Origin of the sequence: Streptomyces sp. NBC_01497, assembly GCF_036250695.1 — a bacterium.
Lineage (GTDB): Bacteria > Actinomycetota > Actinomycetes > Streptomycetales > Streptomycetaceae > Streptomyces.
The window spans coordinates 4,113,679-4,127,829 of record NZ_CP109427.1 but is presented as its reverse complement, the minus strand read 5'-3'; the positions used below and the strand labels follow the sequence as shown (position 1 = coordinate 4,127,829).

Annotated in this window: 12 protein-coding genes; 10 read left to right on the top strand and 2 right to left on the bottom strand. The window is 73.5% G+C overall.

Translation table 11 applies throughout. The features are described from left to right. Positions 1-2 precede the first annotated feature (2 nt). Complete coding sequence (locus OG310_RS17625; protein WP_329460230.1) at positions 3-1,298, top strand: HTTM domain-containing protein; 1,296 nt, start codon at positions 3-5, stop codon at positions 1,296-1,298. Then, positions 1,295-2,092 carry a TrmH family RNA methyltransferase gene (locus OG310_RS17620; protein ID WP_329456830.1) on the top strand — a complete coding sequence of 266 codons (798 nt, stop codon included), beginning with the start codon at positions 1,295-1,297 and terminating at the stop codon, positions 2,090-2,092. The genes OG310_RS17625 and OG310_RS17620 overlap by 4 nt, the downstream gene beginning before the upstream one ends. Positions 2,093-2,116: 24 nt before the next feature. Here the strand turns inward: OG310_RS17620 and paaN are convergent, their stop codons facing one another. Next, positions 2,117-3,811 (bottom strand): phenylacetic acid degradation protein PaaN, encoded by a 1,695-nt coding sequence (gene paaN / locus OG310_RS17615; protein WP_329456829.1) that lies wholly within the window; start codon positions 3,809-3,811, stop codon positions 2,117-2,119. A 153-nt stretch (positions 3,812-3,964) separates the two neighbouring features. Here paaN and OG310_RS17610 point away from each other — a divergent pair, with 153 nt between their 5' ends. Together OG310_RS17610 and OG310_RS17605 are read left to right on the top strand one after the other, a co-directional pair. Beyond that, positions 3,965-5,518: a 3-hydroxyacyl-CoA dehydrogenase gene (locus OG310_RS17610; RefSeq protein ID WP_329456828.1), complete on the top strand. Its 1,554-nt coding sequence runs from the start codon at positions 3,965-3,967 to the stop codon at positions 5,516-5,518. Then, positions 5,515-6,117 carry a TetR/AcrR family transcriptional regulator gene (locus tag OG310_RS17605; RefSeq protein WP_329456827.1) on the top strand — a complete coding sequence of 201 codons (603 nt, stop codon included), beginning with the start codon at positions 5,515-5,517 and terminating at the stop codon, positions 6,115-6,117. Before OG310_RS17610 ends, OG310_RS17605 begins: the two co-directional genes overlap by 4 nt. Positions 6,118-6,223: 106 nt before the next feature. Here OG310_RS17605 and OG310_RS17600 read toward each other — a convergent pair whose 3' ends face one another. Beyond that, the gene (locus tag OG310_RS17600) at positions 6,224-6,742 is read right to left on the bottom strand and encodes an Lrp/AsnC family transcriptional regulator (RefSeq protein WP_329456826.1); all 519 of its coding nucleotides are present in this window, start codon (positions 6,740-6,742) and stop codon (positions 6,224-6,226) included. A 197-nt stretch (positions 6,743-6,939) separates the two neighbouring features. On the opposite strand from OG310_RS17600, the gene pdhA reads away from it, so the two are divergent. From pdhA to OG310_RS17570, 6 genes are all read left to right on the top strand, one after another. Continuing rightward, a complete protein-coding gene (gene pdhA / locus OG310_RS17595) occupies positions 6,940-8,142 on the top strand; it encodes a pyruvate dehydrogenase (acetyl-transferring) E1 component subunit alpha (protein ID WP_329456825.1) in 1,203 nt (400 codons plus the stop codon). Next, a complete protein-coding gene (locus tag OG310_RS17590; protein WP_329456824.1) occupies positions 8,139-9,164 on the top strand; it encodes an alpha-ketoacid dehydrogenase subunit beta in 1,026 nt (341 codons plus the stop codon). The genes pdhA and OG310_RS17590 overlap by 4 nt, the downstream gene beginning before the upstream one ends. Continuing rightward, entirely contained in the window at positions 9,164-10,651 is a 1,488-nt protein-coding gene (locus OG310_RS17585) for a dihydrolipoamide acetyltransferase family protein (protein ID WP_329456823.1), read from the top strand. The genes OG310_RS17590 and OG310_RS17585 overlap by 1 nt, the downstream gene beginning before the upstream one ends. A 199-nt stretch (positions 10,652-10,850) precedes the next feature. Further along, on the top strand, positions 10,851-11,708 hold the full coding sequence (locus OG310_RS17580) for an NTP transferase domain-containing protein (protein ID WP_329460229.1): 858 nt from the start codon (positions 10,851-10,853) through the stop codon (positions 11,706-11,708). Continuing rightward, positions 11,705-13,045, top strand: coding sequence for a molybdopterin molybdotransferase MoeA (locus OG310_RS17575; protein ID WP_329456822.1), 1,341 nt, complete (start codon positions 11,705-11,707; stop codon positions 13,043-13,045). The genes OG310_RS17580 and OG310_RS17575 overlap by 4 nt, the downstream gene beginning before the upstream one ends. Beyond that, positions 13,042-14,136, top strand: coding sequence for a potassium channel family protein (locus OG310_RS17570; protein WP_329456821.1), 1,095 nt, complete (start codon positions 13,042-13,044; stop codon positions 14,134-14,136). Before OG310_RS17575 ends, OG310_RS17570 begins: the two co-directional genes overlap by 4 nt. The last annotated feature ends 15 nt before the right edge of the window (positions 14,137-14,151 follow it).

The window sequence follows — 14,151 nt, the reverse complement described above, 5'->3', positions numbered from 1 at the left end:
GCATTCCCGGACCGGTCGGCGCCGAGGCGCCCCCGTCGCAACAACCGCGGACCGGCGGGATCGCGCGGGCCGTCCAGCGCGTCACCGCCACCTCGTTCGGCCCGCACCAGAGCGCTGTCATACGCATCGGCTTCGCCGGCACCTGGCTCCTCTTCCTGCTGCGCGAACTGCCCCACAGGAGCGAGCTCTACGGGCCGGACGCGCCCTGGAGCTGGGGGCTGGCCAAACAGCTCATCGCGGGCAACGGCGCGTTCTCCGGGCTGATGTGGTCGAACAGCGCGGTCTGGTTCGAGATCGTGTACGCGGCCGCGATCCTCTCCAGCCTCCTGCTGATGCTCGGCTGGCGCACCCGGACCCTGTCCGTGGTCTTCATGGCCGGCGTGCTGTCCCTGCAGAACCGCTCCGTCTTCCTCGGTGACGGCGGCGACAACGTCATCCACATCATGGCGATCTACCTGGTCTTCACCCGCTGCGGGCAGGTCTGGTCGCTCGACGCGCGCCGTGCGGCCAGGGCGGCGCGCGATGTGGAACGGGAAGGCGGTGAGTACGGCGCGAGCGGTGCCGGGACCGGCAGCGGTGCCGACGGGCGGGTACGTGCGGTCACGGACCGGACGGGCCCGCTGCTCTGGGTCGCCATGGGCGCCGTCCTCGCCGTCGGCGCGGCCACCGGCCCCGGCCACCTCCAGCTGTGGATGGCGCTCCTGCTGTGGGGCGCCTGGCTGGTGCAGGGCCTGTGGTGGGTGGTGAACCGCTACGCGCCCGGCAGCGACGAGCGCAACCTGCTCGACGTCCTCACGAACCTCATGCACAACGCGGCCCTCCTCGTGATCGCCGTGGAGGTCTGCCTCATCTACTCGACAGCCGGCTGGTACAAGATCCAGGGCTCGCGCTGGGAGGACGGCACCGCGCTGTTCTACCCGCTCAAACTGGACTACTTCACGCCGTGGCCGGCGCTCTCCGGCCTGCTCGCCGCCAGCAGCCTGTTCGTCCTCGTGTTCAGCTACGGCACCGTGATGGTGCAGGTCGCCTTCCCGTTCACGCTGGTCAACCGGCGCGTCAAGAACTTCCTGCTGGTGGGGATGATGCTGGAGCACGCGGGCATCGCCGTGCTGCTGGGGCTGCCGTTCTTCTCCCTCGCGATGATCACCGCCGACGCGGTGTTCCTGCCGACGGGCTTCCTGCTGTGGCTGGGCGGGCGGGTCGTGGCGGGCCGCACGCGGCTGCGCGGACGGCGGGCTTCCACCGTCCCCGGCCAGCGGAGCGGTGCCCCGGAACAGACCCGTACCCTCGTCGGATGAGCAGCGAGAGCCCGCCACGGGAGACGGCAGGACCCGTGGCGGTGGCAGCACCGGCGGGACCCGCGCGACAGGCGGCCACGGCGCGGGACGCGGCGGAAGCGGTGGCCGGAAGCCCCGCCGGACCGGCCGATGGGACGGGATCCGGGGAACCGGCGCAGTACGACGAGGGGTTCGCCCCCGAGATCGGCGTCGGGCCGTACCCCGGGCCCTGGCCCGAGGACGACCGCTACGACCCGGAACTGCTCGCCGCCGGGGACCGGCGCAATGTGGCCGACCCCTACCGCTACTGGCGGCGCGAGGCCATCGTCGCCGACCTCGACACCCGCCGCCACGACTTCCACGTGGCCGTCGAGAACTGGAGCCACGACTTCAACATCGGCTCGGTCGTGCGCACCGCGAACGCCTTCCTGGCACGGGAGATCCACATCGTCGGCCGCCGCAGGTGGAACCGGCGGGGCGCCATGGTGACCGACCGCTACCAGCACGTACGCCACCACGCGGACACCTCCGAGCTGACCGCGTGGGCGGCGGCCGAGGGCCTGCCGGTCATCGGCATCGACAACCTGCCCGGCGCCGTGCCGCTGGAGCGCACCGCGCTGCCGCGCCGCTGCGTGCTCCTCTTCGGCCAGGAGGGGCCCGGGCTGACGCAGGAGGCCCGCGACCACGCGGAGATGGTCTGCTCCATCGCGCAGTTCGGCTCGACGCGCTCCATCAACGCCGGGGCGGCGGCCGCGATCGCCATGCACGCCTGGATCCAGCGCCACGCGGAGATCCCGGCGCCGCCGGCCCCCTGACCTGCGGGGGCCGGGACCCGGGCGTCAGGCGGGGCGGCGCACCTCGATCGTGCGGAAGCGGTTCGCCACGAACGCCGCGTCGCACAGGGCCGCGTTGGCCGCGGGGTTGCCGCCCGATCCGTGGAAGTCGGAGAAGGCCGCCGTCTGGTTCACGAAGACGCCGCCCGTCAGATTCAGCGACAACTGCGCCGACTCCTCCAGGCAGACCTCCTCGACGGCCGCCTCGACGTCGGCCGACGTCGTGTACGCGCCGACCGTCATCGCCCCCTTCTCGCGGACCGTGCGCCGCAGCAGCTCGACCGCGTCCTGCGTCGAGTCGACGGCGACGGCGAACGACACCGGTCCGAAGCACTCGGCGAGGTACGGCACCTCGGCCGTCCCCTCCCAGCTCGCCCGGGCGCCGTCGGCTTTGACGATCAGCGGCGTACGGACCACCGCGTCGGGGAACTCCGGGTTCGCCACCTCGCGCGAGGCGAGCGCGACCTCGCCCAGCTCCGCCGCCGCCTCCAGACGGGACTTCACGTCCGGGTTGACGAGCGCGCCGAGCAGGGCGCTCGCCCGCGCGTCGTCACCGAGGAGCTTGTCCACGGCGCCCGCGATGCCCGCCACGACCTCGTCGTAGGACTGGTGTCCGGCATCGGTGTCGATGCCGTCGCGCGGGATCAGCAGGTTCTGCGGGGTGGTGCACATCTGCCCGCTGTACAGCGACAGGGAGAAGGCGAGGTTGCCGAGCATGCCCCGGTAGTCGTCGGTGGAGTCGATCACGACGGTGTTCACGCCGGCCTTCTCCGTGTAGACCTGCGCCTGCCGCGCGTGTGTCTCCAGCCAGTCGCCGAAGGCCGTCGAGCCGGTGTAGTCGATGATCCGGATCTCGGGGCGGACGGCGAGGTCCTTGGCCACTCCCTCGCCGGGCCGCTCCACCGCGAGCGCCACCAGGTTCGGGTCGAAGCCGGTCTCGGCCAGCACCTCGCGCGCGACGCGCACGGTCAGCGCGAGCGGCAGCACCGCGCGCGGGTGCGGCTTGACCAGCACCGGATTGCCGGTGGCCAGCGACGCGAAGAGGCCGGGGTAGCCGTTCCACGTCGGGAAGGTGTTGCAGCCGACCAGCAGAGCGATGCCGCGCGGCACCGGTGTGAACGTCTTGCGCATCTCCAGCGGATCCCGCTTGCCCTGCGGCTTGGACCACCGGGCCTCGGCCGGGGTGCGCGTCTGCTCGGCGTACGCGTACGCCACGGCCTCCAGGCCCCGGTCCTGCGCGTTGGCCCCGCCCGCCTGGAGCGCCATCACGAACGCCTGCCCGCTCGTGTGCATCACCGCGTGCGCGAACTCGTGCGTACGCGCGGAGATCCGCGCGAGGATCTCCAGGCACACCAGCGCCCGCGTCTCGGGGCCCGCCAGACGCCAGGCGGGCATGGCCGCGCGCATGGCGGGCAGCAGCGCGTCGATGTCGGCATGCGGGTACTCGATGCCGAGCGCCGGACCGTACGGTGACGTCTCCGCGCCCGTCCAGCCGTCGCTGCCGGGCTGGTCGAGTGCGAAGCGGTTGCCCCGCAGGGCCTCGAAGGCGGCGAGTCCGTCGGCCGGACCCGTCTCGCCGTACGCCTTCGGGTGCTCGGGGTGCGGCGAGAAGTAGGCGCGGGTGCGGATCGCGTCGAGCGCCTGGTCGAGCGTGGCCCTGCGGGTCTCGGCAAGCTTCTGGACGCTGAGCTGCGCGGTCATGGTGGGGACCAACTCCTCATCGAGCCGGGGTGGGCGGACGGTCCGCGCGAAGCCCGGGACACATGTGCACGGACAGGGTTACAGTAACCGAACGATCGGTCGGTTCAACAGGGCCGAGAAGATCTGTGGACAACCCCTGGGAGGATTGTGTCCATGGCAGCACTCGCGTTCAGCCGTCCCGTCGGGGTCGTCGGCACCGGCACCATGGGCCAGGGCATAGCCCAGGTCGCCCTGGTCGGTGGCCACCCCGTACGTCTCCACGACGCGGCGCCCGGCCGCGCCCGGGAGGCGGTCGGCGGGATTCTCGCGCGCCTCGACCGGTTGGTGGAGAAGGGCAGGCTGACCGCGGGGGAGCGGGACGCGGCGGCCGGCCGGCTCACGGCGGTCGACGACCTCGGGGGCCTCGCGGACAGCGCTCTGGTCGTGGAGGCGGTCCTGGAGGACGTGGCGGTCAAGCGGGAGCTGTTCGCCGGGCTGGAGAAGCTCGTGGCGGACGACTGCCTGCTCGCCACCAACACCTCCTCCCTGTCCGTGACGGAGATCGCCGGTGCGCTGCGCGTGCCCGGCCGCTTCGTCGGACTGCACTTCTTCAACCCCGCGCCGCTGCTCCCGCTGGTCGAGGTCGTCAGCGGCTTCGCCACGGACCGGGCCGCCGCGGACCTCGCGTACGAGACCGCGCGCGCCTGGGGCAAGACGCCGGTGCGCTGCGCGGACACCCCGGGCTTCATCGTGAACCGCGTCGCCCGCCCGTTCTACGCGGAGGCCCTGCGCGTGTACGAGGAGCGCGCGGCCGACCCCGCGACCATCGACGCGGTGCTGCGCGAGTCCGGCGGCTTCCGGATGGGCCCGTTCGAACTGACCGACCTGATCGGCCAGGACGTCAACGAGGCGGTGACCCGGTCCGTCTGGGACGCCTTCTTCGGCGACCCGAAGTTCACTCCGTCCCTCGCCCAGCACCGGCTGGTGCAGGCAGGCCGGCTCGGCCGCAAGTCGGGTCACGGCTGGTTCCCGTACGGGCAGGGCGCGCAGAAGCCGGAGCCGCGCACCGAGGCGCCGTGCGCGGCGCCGGGGGAGATCACCGTCACCGGGGACCTGGGGCCCGCGGCCGTCCTGCCCGGCCTCTTCGAGGAAGCGGGCGTCAGCGTGCGGGCCGTGGAGCCGGGCGAGGCGGGCCGCGGCGAGGGTGGCGCCGAGGGTGAGGACGACGGGCCCTGGGGTTTCTTCGGGCTCCCCGGCGGTGCCCGCCTGATACTCGCGGACGGCGGTCCCTCGGAGGCCCGCAGCGGGCCGAGCATCGCTTTCGACCTGGCTCTCGACTACCGCTCCTGTACGCGCGTGGCGCTGGCCCCGTCCGCCGACGCGGACCCGGCCGACGTGACCGCCGCGGTCGGCCTCTTCCAAGGCGCGGGCAAAAAGGTCTCCGTCATCGGAGACATCCCGGGGATGATCGTCGCGAGGACGGTCGCCATGCTCGTGGACCTGGCCCTGGACGCCGGGGCGCGGGGCGTCGCGAGCGCCGACGACATCGACACCGCCATGAAGCTCGGCGTGAACTACCCGGCGGGACCCGGCGAATGGCTGCGCCACGTGGGCGGGGCACGGGTGTTCCAGGTGCTCGACGAGTTGAACACGGAGTACCCGGCCGGGCGTTACGCGCCTTCCCGGGCGCTGACGCGGTACGCCGCCGCCGAGGAGCCCGGCCGATGAGCACGCCCAGGCGGGACACGTACACGCCCGAGACGCTGCTGTCCGTCGCGGTCACCGTCTTCAACGAGCGCGGCTACGACGGCACGTCGATGGAGCACCTCTCCAAGGCGGCCGGCATTTCCAAGTCGTCGATCTACCACCACGTCGTCGGCAAGGAGGAGCTGCTGCGGCGTGCCGTCAGTCGGGCGCTCGACGGACTGTTCGGCATCCTCGACGAACCGGGCGCGACGCGCGGCACGGCGCTCGCACGCGTCGAGCACGTGACGCGCCGCATGGTCGAGGTGCTGACGGCCGAGCTGCCGTACGTGACGCTGCTGCTGCGGGTCAGGGGCAACACCCGGACCGAGCGGTGGGCGATGGAGCGGCGCCGTGAGTTCGACCAGCGGGTCGCCGAACTGCTGAAGGCGGCGGTCGCCGACGGCGACCTGCGGGCCGACGTGGACACCCGGCTCGCGACCCGCCTGGTGTTCGGCATGGTGAACTCGCTCGTGGAGTGGTACCGGCCGCAGGCCGGGGGCGGCTACGACCGCGCGCAGGTCGCGGACGCGGTCGTCCGGCTCGCCTTCGACGGCCTGCGCGCCGAGGGACGCCAGGGCTGACACGCGGGTACGAGGGGCGCTACGAGGGGTGCTCCGGCGGCCGGAACGGTCGGGCCCGCAGGTCCCGTGCACCGCGGGATCACGGGGACGGCTTCGCTCCCGTTCGTCATTCCGGCTCGGGCGTACGCGGGCTGAGGTCGGTCTCCTCGAACACCAGCAGGGTGCGGGTCGAGAGCACCTCGGGGATGTCCTGGAGCCGGGTCAGCACCACCTCCCGCAGCGTCCTGTTGTCCGGCGTGTGCACCAGCAGCAGGACGTCGAAGTCGCCGCCGACCAGCGCGATGTGCGCGGCCCCCGGCAGCTCCTCCAGCCGGCCCCGCACCGTCCGCCAGGAGTTCTGCACGATCTTCAGGGTGATGTAGGCGGAGGTCCCCTGGCCGGCCCGCTCGTGGTCGACGCTGGCCGTGAAGCCCCGGATCACGCCGTCCTCGACCAGCCGGTTGATGCGCGCGTAGGCGTTGGCCCGCGAGACGTGCACCCGTTCGGCCACGGAGCGGACCGACGCGCGGCCGTCCGCCTGGAGGATGCGCAGGATCGCGCGGTCCACGGTGTCGAGCGGCCGGGCGGCCGCACCGTGCTCCTCCGGTCGGTGGCCGGACTCGTCGGCCATTTGTTCAGTCCCCATGCCTTCCCGCCTCCACCGCGTGGACGACCTGCTTCCATCACAGATCCTGCTGAACCGTTTGTCCACAGGATGGCGCCACATGTAGCCAAAGTGCGCCGACGACCGAACAATCGGTAGGTGAGAGTAGCCACACACCGGCGCTCCGCCGTCCGCCGCCGTGACCTGTACGGGCACGAGTTCCACGAGGAGGGGCACGCGTGAAGAAGAGCAGTACGCCGGTCCGGGACCCCGCAGGGAAGACCCGGGCCCCTTCGGGGGGCGCCGACCGCGCCTCCGACGCTGCCGGCCCCGTCGCTCCCGCCTGGCGGGTCCGTACGGATCCCACGCCACTCCTTCCCGACGAGCGGCCGTTCCGCGTGCTGGGCACGCGTGCCGAGGCCGCCGCCGACCCCGCACTGCTGCTGCGCCTCTACGCGGAACTGGTGCGCGGCCGCAGGTTCAACACGCAGGCGACGGCCCTGACCCGGCAGGGCAGGCTCGCGGTCTACCCGTCGAGCACGGGTCAGGAGGCGTGCGAGGTCGCCGCCGCGGCCGTTCTCGCCGAGCGGGACTGGCTGTTCCCCAGCTACCGCGACTCGCTCGCCGTGGTCGCGCGCGGCGTCGACCCGGTCGAGGCCCTGACACTGCTGCGCGGCGACCGGCACACCGGCTACGACCCGTACCGGCACCGCGTCGCCCCGCTGTCCACCCCGCTGGCGACCCAGCTGCCGCACGCCGTGGGCCTCGCGCACGCGGCCCGGCTCAAGGGCGACGACGTGGTCGCGCTGGCCCTGGTCGGCGACGGGGGCACGAGCGAGGGTGACTTCCACGAGGCGATGAACTTCGCGGCCGTCTGGCAGGCACCCGTGGTCTTCCTCGTGCAGAACAACGGCTTCGCGATCTCCGTCCCGCTCTCGAAGCAGAGTGCCGCGCCGACCCTGGCGCACAAGGCCGTCGGGTACGGCATGCCGGGCCGGCTGGTCGACGGCAATGACGTCGCGGCCGTCCACACGGTGCTCACCGAGGCGGTGGACCGTGCCCGTGGCGGCGGCGGACCGACGCTGGTGGAGGCCGTCACCTACCGGGTCGAGGCGCATACGAACGCGGACGACGCGACGCGGTACCGCGACGACGACGAGGTCGCGGCGTGGCGCGCGTACGACCCGGTGCGGCTGCTGGAGGGCGCCCTGCGGGGCCGGGGCCTGCTGGACGACGACGAGGTGGCCCGCGTCGCTCGGGACGCCGAGGAGATGGCAGCCCGGCTGCGCGAGCGGATGAACGCGGAGCCGGTACTCGACCCGATGGACCTGTTCGGCCAGGTGTACGCGGAGCGCACGAGCCAGCTGGAGGAGCAGGCCGCGCGGCTGCGTGCGGAACTGGACGCGGCGGCCGGTGCGCCGGGGCAGGAGGAGGCGCGATGACCACGCTCGCGACAGGACCGGCGGCGCGGGCCGCCAAGCCCGCGACGATGGCGCAGGCGCTGCAGCGCGCCCTGCGCGACGCGATGGCCGAAGACCCCTCGGTCCACGTGCTCGGCGAGGACGTCGGCACACTCGGCGGCGTCTTCCGGGTCACGGACGGCCTGGCCGCGGAGTTCGGCGACGACCGCTGCACGGACACCCCGCTCGCGGAGGCCGGCATCCTCGGCACGGCCGTCGGCATGGCCATGTACGGCCTGCGGCCCGTGGTGGAGATGCAGTTCGACGCCTTCGCCTACCCCTCGTTCGAACAGCTCGTGAGCCATGTCGCGAAGATGCGCAACCGCACGGGCGGCGCGATGCCCATGCCGCTGACGGTGCGCATCCCCTACGGCGGCGGCATCGGCGGCGTCGAGCACCACAGCGACTCGTCGGAGGCCTACTACATGGCCACGCCGGGGTTGCACGTGGTGACCCCGGCGACCGTGGAGGACGCCTACGGCCTGCTGCGGGCCTCGATCGCCTCGGACGACCCGGTGGTCTTCCTGGAGCCGAAGCGGCTGTACTGGTCGAAGTCGCCGTGGTCACCCGAGGCCCCCGCCGCGGTGGAGCCCGTCGGCCGGGCCGTGGTGCGGCGTCCCGGCTCCAGCGCCACGCTGATCACGTACGGGCCGAGCCTGCCGGTCTGCCTGGAGGCGGCTGAGGCGGCCCGAGCCGAGGGCTGGGACCTGGAGGTGGTCGACCTCAGGTCGCTGGTGCCCTTCGACGACGAGACGGTGGTGCGCTCGGTGCGGCGCACGGGCCGCGCGGTCGTCGTGCACGAGTCGACCGGCTTCGGCGGCCCCGGGGGCGAGATCGCCGCGCGGGTCACCGAGCGGTGCTTCCACCATTTGGAGGCGCCGGTGCTGAGGGTGGCGGGATTCGATATTCCGTATCCGCCGCCGATGCAGGAGAGGCACCATCTTCCCGGGGTGGACCGGGTGCTGGACGCGGTCGCGCGACTCCAGTGGGAGGCGGAGAACTGATGGCCCAGGTGCTGGAGTTCAAGCTGCCCGACCTCGGCGAGGGACTGACCGAGGCGGAGATCGTGGGCTGGCTGGTGGCGGTGGGCGACGTGGTCGCCGTGGACCAGCCGGTGGTCGAAGTGGAGACGGCGAAGGCGCGGGTGGAGGTGCCCTGCCCGTACGGCGGGGTGGTGACGGCGCGCTTCGGCGAGGAGGGCACCGAGCTTCCGGTCGGGGCGCCCCTGATGACGGTCGCCGTCGGCGGGGACGCGGCGGGTGGTGGCGAGGCGCCGGTGGCCGGTGCGGCACCCCTGGACGAGAGCGCGGGCGGCGCGTCCGCGGGCGGCGCGTCCGGCGCGGCCGAGGGCGACACGTCGGGCAATGTGCTCGTCGGTTACGGCACGGCCGCGCCCTCCGCGCGCCGCCGCCGGGTGGCTCCTGTCCTGCTTGTGGAGACCGCTCCCGTGAACGGCTCGGCGACGCCCGCCGGCCCGGCGGGCGGGGTCGACGGCGTACGGGTGAAGAGTCCGTCGGCGAACGGTGAGGCGGCGAACCGCCCGGCCGTGGGCGGTTCCGCGGTGGACCGTCCGGTCGCCGGCGTGCCGGCGGGGAGCGCGAGCGTCCCAGCCGGACCGGTGCCCGTCGTGTCGCCGCTCGTGCGGCGGCTGGCCCGGCAGCACGGCCTCGACCTGCGGCAGCTGACCGGGTCCGGACGGCAGGGGCTGATCCTGCGGACCGACGTGGAACGGGCGATCGAGCGGGTGGCGACGCCCGCCGCCGTTCCCGCCGCCACGGCCCCCCCGGCCGCCGCGCCGGACGGCGCCGTCCGGGTGCCGCTCAAGGGCGTACGGGGCGCCGTCGCGGACAAGATGTCCCGCAGCCGCCAGGAGATCCCCGAGGCGACCTGCTGGGTGGACGCCGACGCGACGGAACTGATGGCCGCCCGCGCCGCGATGAACGCGGCGGGCGGACCGAAGATCTCCGTCCTCGCGCTGCTCGCCCGCGTCTGCACGGCCGCGCTCGCCCGGTTCCCGGAGCTGAACGCGACGGTGGACACGGCGGCCCGGGAGATCGTGCGGCTGCCCGCCGTGCATCTCGGCTTCGCCGCGCAGACCGACCGGGGCCTCGTCGTGCCCGTCGTGCGCGACGCCCACCACCGCTCCGCCGAGTCGCTGACGGAGGAGTTCGCGCGCCTCACCGAGCGGGCCAGGGAGGGGGCGCTGGCGCCTGCCGACGTGACGGGTGGCACCTTCACGCTCAACAACTACGGCGTGTTCGGTGTCGACGGTTCCACGCCGATCATCAACCACCCCGAGGCCGCGATGCTCGGAGTCGGCCGGATCGTGCCCAAACCCTGGGTGCACGAGGGTGAACTGGCGATACGTCAGGTGGTCCAGCTGTCGCTGACGTTCGACCATCGCGTCTGCGACGGCGGTGTCGCGGGAGGTTTCCTGCGGTACGTGGCGGACTGCGTGGAGCGGCCGGCGGTGCTGCTGCGCACCCTGTGAGGAGGCCCTGAGCGCGTTCCGAGGCACCTCGGGGCGCGTTCGGGGCGCCACGTGGGTGCTGCCGCGTCCCGCGTGCCTGCTGGCACGGCCGGGGTCCGCGGGAAGATCGCGTCCTGTGGCGTGCTTCGCAGGGGCGATCGCGGACGATACTTCAGCCATGACAGCCGCGAAGGACGCTCCCGCGGTGCGCGAGCACGCGGTGGCCGCGTACGACGCCGTGGTGCTCGCCGGGGGCGCCGCGAAGCGCCTCGGCGGCGCCGACAAACCGGCCGTACGCGTCGGTGGCCGGGCTCTGCTCGACCGGGTGCTGGCCGCCTGCGCCGACGCCGGGCGCACCGTCGTGGTGGGCGGCAGGCGGCCGACCGTACGGCCCGTGCGGTGGGCCCGTGAGGAGCCGCCGGGCGGCGGTCCTGTGGCCGCGCTCCACGCGGGCATGCGGTGCGTGTCCGTGGACACGGTCCTCGTACTCTCCGCCGACCTGCCCTTCCTGGGCCCGCAGACGGTACGGCGGCTGCGGGACGCGCTCGGGGCGGGCACCGCCGAGGCGGCGTTCCTCGTCGACGAGGACGGCCGTGACCAGCCGCTCGTCGCGGCCTACCGCACCGAACCACTGCGCCGCGCCCTCGGCCTGCTCGCCGCCGAGTACGGGAGCCTCGCGGGCCTGCCACTGCGCCTGCTCTCGCACGAACTGGACCTTGTCCGGGTGGATACCGACCCCTTCGCGGCCTTCGACTGCGACACCTGGGACGACATTGCCGCTGCCCGGACGCGCATCAGGGAGCATGGGACCGTGCTGGATGAATGGATCACCGCAGTCAAGGACGAGCTCGGCATCGAGCTGGACGTCGACACCACTTTGCTGCTCGCCCTCGCGAGCGACGCGGCGCACGGCGTCGCGCGGCCCGCGGCCCCGCTGACGACCTTCCTGGTCGGCTACGCGGCGGCCGGAGCGGCAGGCCAGGGCGAAGCGGCGGTCGCCGAGGCGGCCGCCAAGGCATCGGCACTGGCCCGTCGTTGGGAGGAGGAAGCGGACGGTTCGGGGCCCGACGCCGGATGACGACGTGGGACGGCGACCTCGGCGCGCCCGGGAAGCTCGGCGCGGTCGGGGAGATCGAGGGGGTCGACGACGCCCTCGCCCTGGTCCGTGACCGGTCGGTGGCCGACGCGGCGGGCGCGCACACCGCGCCGGGCGGGGTTTTGGGCTGGCCGGCCGCGCGGGCCCGCGCCGCGCGCGCGGGGCGCCTGACCCGGGGCGGCCGGGCCCACCGGGTCCCGGGCGAGCGGGCGCTGGGTGAGGCGCTCGCGGAGCCGCTGACCGCCCTCACCGACCTGCCGTCGTTCGACACCTCGGCCATGGACGGCTGGGCGGTCTCGGGCCCGGGGCCCTGGACCCTGGTGGCGGCGGAGTCCGTGCTCGCGGGGCACGCGTACGCGGGCCGGCTGCCGGACGGCACGGCCGTGCGGATCGCGACCGGTGCGCGCGTCCCGCCCGAGGCCACAGCCGTCATCCGCAGCGAGCACGCGCGCACGGACGACGCGGGCGGGCTGCACGCCCTGCGGCGCGTCACCCAGGGGCAGGACATCCGGCCGCGCGGACAGGAGTGCCGCTCCGGCGACCAGCTGCTGCCCGCGGGCGCGACGGTCACCCCCGCGGTGCTGGGGCTCGCCGCAGCGGCCGGGTACGACACGCTGCACACAGTGCCGCGCCCGACCGTCGAGGTACTGGTGGTCGGTGACGAGCTACTGACCGAGGGTCTGCCCCACGACGGCCTGATCCGGGATGCGTTGGGGCCGATGATCGGACCCTGGCTGCGCTCGCTGGGCGGCGAAGTGCTCTCCACCCACCGGGTACGGGACGACGCCGCCGCCCTGTACCGCGCGATCACCCGCTCCCGGGCCGACCTCGTCGTCACCACGGGCGGTACGGCCGCGGGTCCGGTCGACCATGTCCATCCCGTTCTGCACAAGGCGGGAGCGAAGCTGCTGGTGGACGGCGTCTCCGTACGCCCGGGGCACCCGATGCTGCTGGCCGCGCTGGACGCCGGGCGCCACCTGGTCGGGCTGCCGGGCAATCCGCTGGCGGCCGTCTCCGGACTGCTCACCCTCGCGGAACCGCTGCTGCGCGAGCTGGCGGGGCGCAGGGCGCCGATGCCGTACCACGCGCCGGTCGACGAGGACCTGCGCGGGCATCCGGACCACACCCGGCTGGTGCCGTTCGTCCACCGGGCACAGGCGCTGGAGCCGGTGCACTTCAGCGGACCCGCGATGCTGCGCGGCATCGCTGTCGCCGACGGGCTGGTGGTGGTGCCGCCCGGCGACATGGCACCCGGGGATCTGCTCGAAGTCCTCGATCTGCCGTGGACGGCCCCGGTCGAGGGCGGGTGTTTCACGTGAAACTTCCCGGCCAGGACGCCATCGCGAGGAACGCCGACGAACACCTGGTCAGTGCCCGGCTGAGCCTCCCCCGGCGCACCACCAAGGGCCCGCTGCGACAGGTACTGCGGCGACTGGCGATGGCCCTCGCCGTGCTCTTCCTGACGGTCCTGATCGTCTGGTCCGACCGGGGCGGCTACCACGACAACGCCAACGGCTCCGTGGACTTCCTGGACGCCGTCTACTACTCCACGGTGACGCTCTCCACCACGGGATACGGCGACATCGTCCCGTACAGCGACGGTGCCCGGCTGACCAATGTGCTGCTGGTGACCCCGCTGCGCGTGCTGTTCCTGATCATCCTGGTCGGTACCACTCTTGAGGTCCTCACGGAGCGCACCCGGGAGGAGTGGCGGCAGAACCGCTGGAGGTCCACCTTGCGCGACCACACCGTGGTCATCGGCTACGGCACCAAGGGCAGGTCGGCGGCTCACACGCTCTGCGCCACCGGGCTGCGCAAGGACCAGCTCGTCATCGTCGATCCGTCGGGCAAGGTGATCGAGGCGGCCAACGCCGAGGGGCTCACGGGCGTCATCGGTGACGCGACGCGCAGTGATGTGCTGCTGCGTGCGGAGGTCCAGCGCGCCCGGCAGATCGTCATCGCGACGCAGCGCGACGACACAGCGGTGCTTGTGACGCTGACCGCACGCCAGTTGAACAAGAACGCGAAGATCGTCACGGCGGTCCGCGAGGAGGAGAACGCGCCGCTGCTGCGGCAGTCGGGCGCCGACGCGGTCATCACCAGCGCGAGCGCGGCCGGCCGGATGCTCGGCATGTCCGTCCTGAGCCCCTGGGCGGGGTCGGTCATGGACGATCTGATCCAGCAGGGCAGCGGCCTCGACATGGTGGAACGCCCGGTGACCAAGGCCGAGGCGGGCCGGGGCGTGCGGGAGACGGACGACCTGGTGGTCAGCGTGGTCCGGGGGCACCGCCTGCTGGCGTACGACGACCCGGCCGCGAGCCCGCTCCAGCCGACGGACCGGGTGATCGCCATCGTCCGCGCACGCGCGGAGCCCCCGGAGGGGCCGGGCCTCGGCAGCGCCCGACGGTAGCCGTACGGGCCACGG

What these genes read in the sequence shown, in the direction of transcription:
- OG310_RS17590 (WP_329456824.1), top strand. Translation starts at nt 8,139, where the DNA reads ATGACCACGCTCGCGACAGGACCGGCGGCGCGGGCCGCCAAGCCCGCG.
- OG310_RS17605 (WP_329456827.1), top strand. Translation starts at nt 5,515, where the DNA reads ATGAGCACGCCCAGGCGGGACACGTACACGCCCGAGACGCTGCTGTCC.
- paaN (WP_329456829.1), bottom strand. Translation starts at nt 3,811, where the DNA reads ATGACCGCGCAGCTCAGCGTCCAGAAGCTTGCCGAGACCCGCAGGGCC.
- OG310_RS17610 (WP_329456828.1), top strand. Translation starts at nt 3,965, where the DNA reads ATGGCAGCACTCGCGTTCAGCCGTCCCGTCGGGGTCGTCGGCACCGGC.
- OG310_RS17585 (WP_329456823.1), top strand. Translation starts at nt 9,164, where the DNA reads ATGGCCCAGGTGCTGGAGTTCAAGCTGCCCGACCTCGGCGAGGGACTG.
- OG310_RS17600 (WP_329456826.1), bottom strand. Translation starts at nt 6,742, where the DNA reads ATGGGGACTGAACAAATGGCCGACGAGTCCGGCCACCGACCGGAGGAG.
- OG310_RS17575 (WP_329456822.1), top strand. Translation starts at nt 11,705, where the DNA reads ATGACGACGTGGGACGGCGACCTCGGCGCGCCCGGGAAGCTCGGCGCG.
- OG310_RS17620 (WP_329456830.1), top strand. Translation starts at nt 1,295, where the DNA reads ATGAGCAGCGAGAGCCCGCCACGGGAGACGGCAGGACCCGTGGCGGTG.